General features: G+C 66.4%; 9 protein-coding genes. 7 read left to right on the top strand and 2 right to left on the bottom strand.

Features of this window, described 5'->3' with window-relative positions:
* The 3 genes from VIU94_RS29695 to VIU94_RS29705 all read left to right on the top strand — a co-directional run.
* Nucleotides 1-266, top strand: a 266-nt coding sequence (locus tag VIU94_RS29695) for a helix-turn-helix transcriptional regulator (RefSeq protein WP_331915955.1), incomplete at its 5' end; no start/stop codon positions are given.
* 43 nt (nucleotides 267-309) lie between these two features.
* Complete coding sequence (locus VIU94_RS29700) at nucleotides 310-459, top strand: hypothetical protein (protein WP_331915957.1); 150 nt, start codon at nucleotides 310-312, stop codon at nucleotides 457-459.
* Nucleotides 460-874: 415 nt separating this feature from the next.
* Nucleotides 875-1,996: a tyrosine-type recombinase/integrase gene (locus VIU94_RS29705; RefSeq protein ID WP_331915959.1), complete on the top strand. Its 1,122-nt coding sequence runs from the start codon at nucleotides 875-877 to the stop codon at nucleotides 1,994-1,996.
* Nucleotides 1,997-2,047: 51 nt separating this feature from the next.
* Here VIU94_RS29705 and VIU94_RS29710 read toward each other — a convergent pair whose 3' ends face one another.
* Both VIU94_RS29710 and VIU94_RS29715 read right to left on the bottom strand, forming a co-directional pair.
* Nucleotides 2,048-2,233 carry a hypothetical protein gene (locus VIU94_RS29710; protein WP_331915961.1) on the bottom strand — a complete coding sequence of 62 codons (186 nt, stop codon included), beginning with the start codon at nucleotides 2,231-2,233 and terminating at the stop codon, nucleotides 2,048-2,050.
* Nucleotides 2,234-2,381: 148 nt separating this feature from the next.
* Nucleotides 2,382-2,627: a helix-turn-helix transcriptional regulator gene (locus VIU94_RS29715; protein WP_331915963.1), complete on the bottom strand. Its 246-nt coding sequence runs from the start codon at nucleotides 2,625-2,627 to the stop codon at nucleotides 2,382-2,384.
* A 212-nt stretch (nucleotides 2,628-2,839) separates the two neighbouring features.
* On the opposite strand from VIU94_RS29715, the gene VIU94_RS29720 reads away from it, so the two are divergent.
* The 4 genes from VIU94_RS29720 to VIU94_RS29735 form a co-directional block, all read left to right on the top strand.
* Complete coding sequence (locus VIU94_RS29720) at nucleotides 2,840-3,061, top strand: hypothetical protein (RefSeq protein WP_331915965.1); 222 nt, start codon at nucleotides 2,840-2,842, stop codon at nucleotides 3,059-3,061.
* Complete coding sequence (locus VIU94_RS29725) at nucleotides 3,058-3,264, top strand: helix-turn-helix transcriptional regulator (protein WP_331915967.1); 207 nt, start codon at nucleotides 3,058-3,060, stop codon at nucleotides 3,262-3,264. Before VIU94_RS29720 ends, VIU94_RS29725 begins: the two co-directional genes overlap by 4 nt.
* On the top strand, nucleotides 3,261-3,992 hold the full coding sequence (locus VIU94_RS29730; RefSeq protein WP_331915969.1) for a GIY-YIG nuclease family protein: 732 nt from the start codon (nucleotides 3,261-3,263) through the stop codon (nucleotides 3,990-3,992). The genes VIU94_RS29725 and VIU94_RS29730 overlap by 4 nt, the downstream gene beginning before the upstream one ends.
* A gap of 149 nt (nucleotides 3,993-4,141) precedes the next feature.
* Nucleotides 4,142-4,333, top strand: a 192-nt coding sequence (locus VIU94_RS29735) for a hypothetical protein (protein ID WP_331915971.1), incomplete at its 3' end; no start/stop codon positions are given.

The raw sequence follows: 4,333 nt of genomic DNA on the forward strand, positions 1-4,333 counted from the left end.
ATTTCGCATCACATGTTGCTCTGAAGCAACGCTCCATGTCAACAACTAAAGTTGATGGCATGTCGCAGCAGCCGCGCCTGATGAGCGTCCCCGAGATCGCCGCACTCTTCGGCGTCACTCGGCAGCGTGCCGACGTCTTGACCAAGTCGAAGAGCTTCCCTGACCCCGTCCACCGGCTGGCCATCGGCTCCGTCTGGCTTGCCAGCGACGTCGAGGCGTGGGCCGAGAGCAACGGCCGGGCGATGCCCGGTCGCACCGAGACGTAGCCGCCTACTCCTGGCGGCTCCTACGCGCCACCAGGAGGACATCATGCCCCCGAAGAAGAGAGACCCGCGGGCCGGCGGACAGATCAGGCCACTGTCCGACCGCGACAAGTTCGTAGCCAAGGGCAAGGGGAAGGGCCTGTCCGGTGGCCACTGGGAGGTCATCGGCGGCAAGAAGGTCTGGGTCAAGGACTAGAAGGCTGACAACAAGGCCGACAAACAGCCCGTTTTCGCTGGTGCTGAGCGTGAATTCCTAACCCCTCGTAATGAGAAGGTCGTCGGTTCGATTCCGACAGGCGGCTCCCCGTAAAAGCCCCTCTGACCGCCCTAAATGGGCAGGTCAGAGGGGCTTTTCCTATTCACGTACCCCTATTGATTTGTGGGCAAGCGTGCCGTCCGCGCGGGCAACCGTGGGCAACGAATGGCTGACACGATGGCTGACAAATCGGCGTAGAGTGGTCAGCATGGGCGGAGCCAGCACGAAGAAGAGGCGCGACTACAAGGAAGGCTCAATCTTCCAGAAGTGCGAGCCGGCGGCCGGGTGTCCGCCGATGAGTGCCGGGCCGGATGGCAAGAAGCGTCGACCGAAGCACAAGTGCAAGGGCCGCTGGATGGGCACGTTCGACGCCGGATACACCACCAGCGGCGGCCGACGCCGGCTGACCGTCACCGCGCAGACCGAGGCGCAGGCGAAGGTGAGGCTCCGCAAGCGGATGGCCGAGTTCAAGGACGGCGCTGCATCGGTCAACCCGAAGACCACGGTGAAGAAGTGGACCGAGACGTGGCTGCCACTCGTCGAGCGCACCGAGGCGCCAAGCACCCACAACAACACCCGCTCCGCAGTGAAGACGTGGATCATCCCCGCCATCGGGCACAAGCGCCTGGCCGACCTGACGCCGGCCGATGTCCGGGCCGTCGGCAACAGGCAGCGCGCGGCCGGGCGCAAGACCTCCACACTGACCCGCACCCACTCCGTGCTCCTCCAGCTGCTCAAGGCCGCTCGCGCCGAGGGGTACGCCGTGCCGTCCCGCGTGGTTGAGGTGATCGCACCCAAGCCGAACGCCAACGACAAGGCCGACATCGCCGTGGACGACGCCGTGGCCATGCTCAAGATCGCCGCCGGCCAGCCCGACGGATCGCGATGGGTGGCTGCCTTCCTCCAGGGCCTGCGCCCCGCCGAGCGCCGCGGGCTCACCTGGGGCGCCATCGACTTCGAGCGCAACCTCATCGAGATCTCCTGGCAGCTCCAGCCGCTGCCCTACCGCGCCCGCTTCGACCCGACCTCGGGCTTCCGTGTCCCGGACGGCCACGAGTCCGTCCAGATCCGCGGGCGCTGGCATCTGGTCCGGCCCAAGACGTCGGCGGGCTGGCGTATCGCACCCATGACGCCGTGGATGCGCTCCTCGCTGCTGGCCTGGCGCGAGGTCGCGACGGAGAACCCCGCCGGGCTGGTCTGGCCGCGCGAGGTCGGCGACTTCCAGAAGGCTGACGATGCCGAGTGGCGAGCACTGCAGGACGCCGCCGCGGTGCGCCACCCCTCGGGCCGCTACCACACACCGCACGAGACGAGGCACACCACCGCCACCCTGCTGGCCGATGCCGGCGTCGCCCCGGAGACCATCGCGGCCATCCTCGGGCAGAACAAGCTGGTGCGCTCCTATGTCCACCGAACCGCGATCGCGCCACTGGCTGACGCGCTCGAGCAGGTCGCCGCACAGCTCGCCGTGTCCTAGCCCCAGACGTAGAAGAGCCCCCGCCATTACGGCGGGGGCTCTTTTCTGGTTTCAGGCACTGACGTGCGTCCTGTCGAGCGCGACTCTCAGTCCGAGCTCGTAGGCGGCGTGTTGCAGTTCTGCCTGCCTGTCGTTGCGTTCCCGAGCCCGCGCGTCGGCCACGATGATTGCCGCCCCAGCCGTGATCAGCAAGAGCGGCAGCACGTTGTCGACGGTGATGTGATAGACGAGCAACACGGGGCTTTCCTTCTGGAGTTGTTCCTTTGAGGCCGCAAGCGCGACTTCATACTCAATCGTCGCCCGGCGCCCGTGCTCTTGTCCCCTGGATAGGGGAACTAGGGGACCGGTAGGGGACGAAGGACCCCAGGGCAATAGTCAGACCGGGCTACGGCTGAACCGACTTGCCGCGGCGCTGCTGTGCGCGGCGCAGCAAATCGAAGAGGGTCATGTTGAAGCCCTTCTCCGCGAGCTCCTCGGCGAAGTCGAACGGGATCTTCCCTCGCCCGCGGGTTACGTAGTTCTGCAGGCTGTTGTAACTCACGTCGCTGACACGGGCAAGACCCGTGTAGGTCATGCCTCTGTCCTCGACGAGCTGGCGGATCTCTGCCACCAGTGCCTCATTGAGGGTCATGGCTTCCTCTTTCCTGTCGCCCGAGCGATGCCCACTTGGACTCAATGTTGTGTCCATTCAATCAGCGACACGCGGCGGCAGTAACCCCCGGGGACATCGCTCCGAATAGATGACCCGAACGGGCTATGGAATCTGCCCCGTTTAGGTGATTGTCGATGTCAGGTCCATTCAGCCATTGACCGTTGTCCAAATGGACACATAGAGTGATCCGTATGAACACAGCCCGAACCAGAGTCGCAGCCCGGCTCCGCGCCGCTATGGAGGCGAAGGGGGAGAACGTCAACAGCCTCGCGACCAAGTCGCGGGTCCCCCGGGTGACCATCCTTCGCAAGCTGGACTGCGCCGCCGCGTTCAACGTCGACGAGCTCGACGCCATCGCCGACGTCCTCGAGACCACAGCGGAGGAACTGGTTCGGAAGGGCAACGCGGCATGAGCCGGCGCGCCGCTCCCCTCCCCCCGCGGGAGGTGCTGACCACCGACGAGGCCGCTGCCTGGATCGGGTGCTCCAAGGACACGATCTACCGCGCCAAGGCGGCGGGGGAGCTCAACCCCAAGAAGCGGCGCGAGAGGGGCGGGCCGGACTACTACTACGTCACCGAGCTGCGCGCCTGGGTAGAGACCTGGGAGGACGCATGAGCGCGACCAACCACCTGACAGGCCGCAGTCGCTCCTGGCGCGCGCGCCCCGAGCTTGACCGCACGGCAGTCCGGTACTTCGTCTACTTCCTGTGTGATGCCACCGGCAAGGCCATCTACATCGGGCGATCCTGCGATGTCCGTGCCCGTATTCGGTCGCACTATGCCGAGGCCGCTCACGAGAGCGAGTCCTACGACCGCTACCAGAAGCGCGGCTGGTTCTTCGATGTCCGCTCGGTCTCGATGGTCGGTCCGTTCACCTGGGACGGCGCGGTCGAGCGCGAGCGCTTCGAGATCGAGTTGCACCAGCCCCGCGGCAACCGGGACCTGACCGCACGTGATCACCGGCCGGCGGTGGCTCCGCCAGAGCGCTGCCCGAGCAGGCGGTGCGTCATGAGCACCCAGCCCACCTTCTCCGCAGTCGACGAGCAGACCGGCAGCCTTCTCGACCTCCTGGCCGAGCAGCACCCCGCAACCCCGACCGAGCACGACGAGTGGACCTACTTCGTCACGGTGCTCCAGGAGGTCGCCGCGGCCACCGGGCTCATCGACCAGAACGTCACGCGCCCCCTGCTCCGCGGCCAGGTGAAGCCGAACCGCTGTGGCGCCTACTTCCACCGCGCTGCACGCATGGGCCTCATCCGCGCCGAGGGATGGAACGAGAGCAACGACCTCGAGCAGCGGAACAACGGGAAGCCGACCCGCGTCTGGCGCTGGCTCGGCACCTGATCTCCCGCCTGACCTTTGCCAGCGGCTCGGGGAGGACCGATGGCAGGCCGGGCGGGCCAGCTTGCACCACCCAGCACCACATCAGAACAAGCCGGGACCCGGCACCACCACCAAAGCGATACCGGGTCCACGAACGAAAGAAGTATCTCATGTTGCCCACCGAAGAGACCACCGCAACGGAGGTCTACGCACACGCGCTGAGCCACGGTGACAAGCCCGTCATCCACGGCGCAGAGATCGACTACGACGACGTGCACGACGGCGTCCACTACCACGCCGACCTGCTCGCAGCGGCCGAGGCTGAGTACGACCGGTCGCACCGGGCGATGTCATGGTCGGCC

The sequence above is a fragment of the Streptomyces sp. genome, assembly GCF_036566765.1.
Classification (GTDB): domain Bacteria; phylum Actinomycetota; class Actinomycetes; order Streptomycetales; family Streptomycetaceae; genus Streptomyces.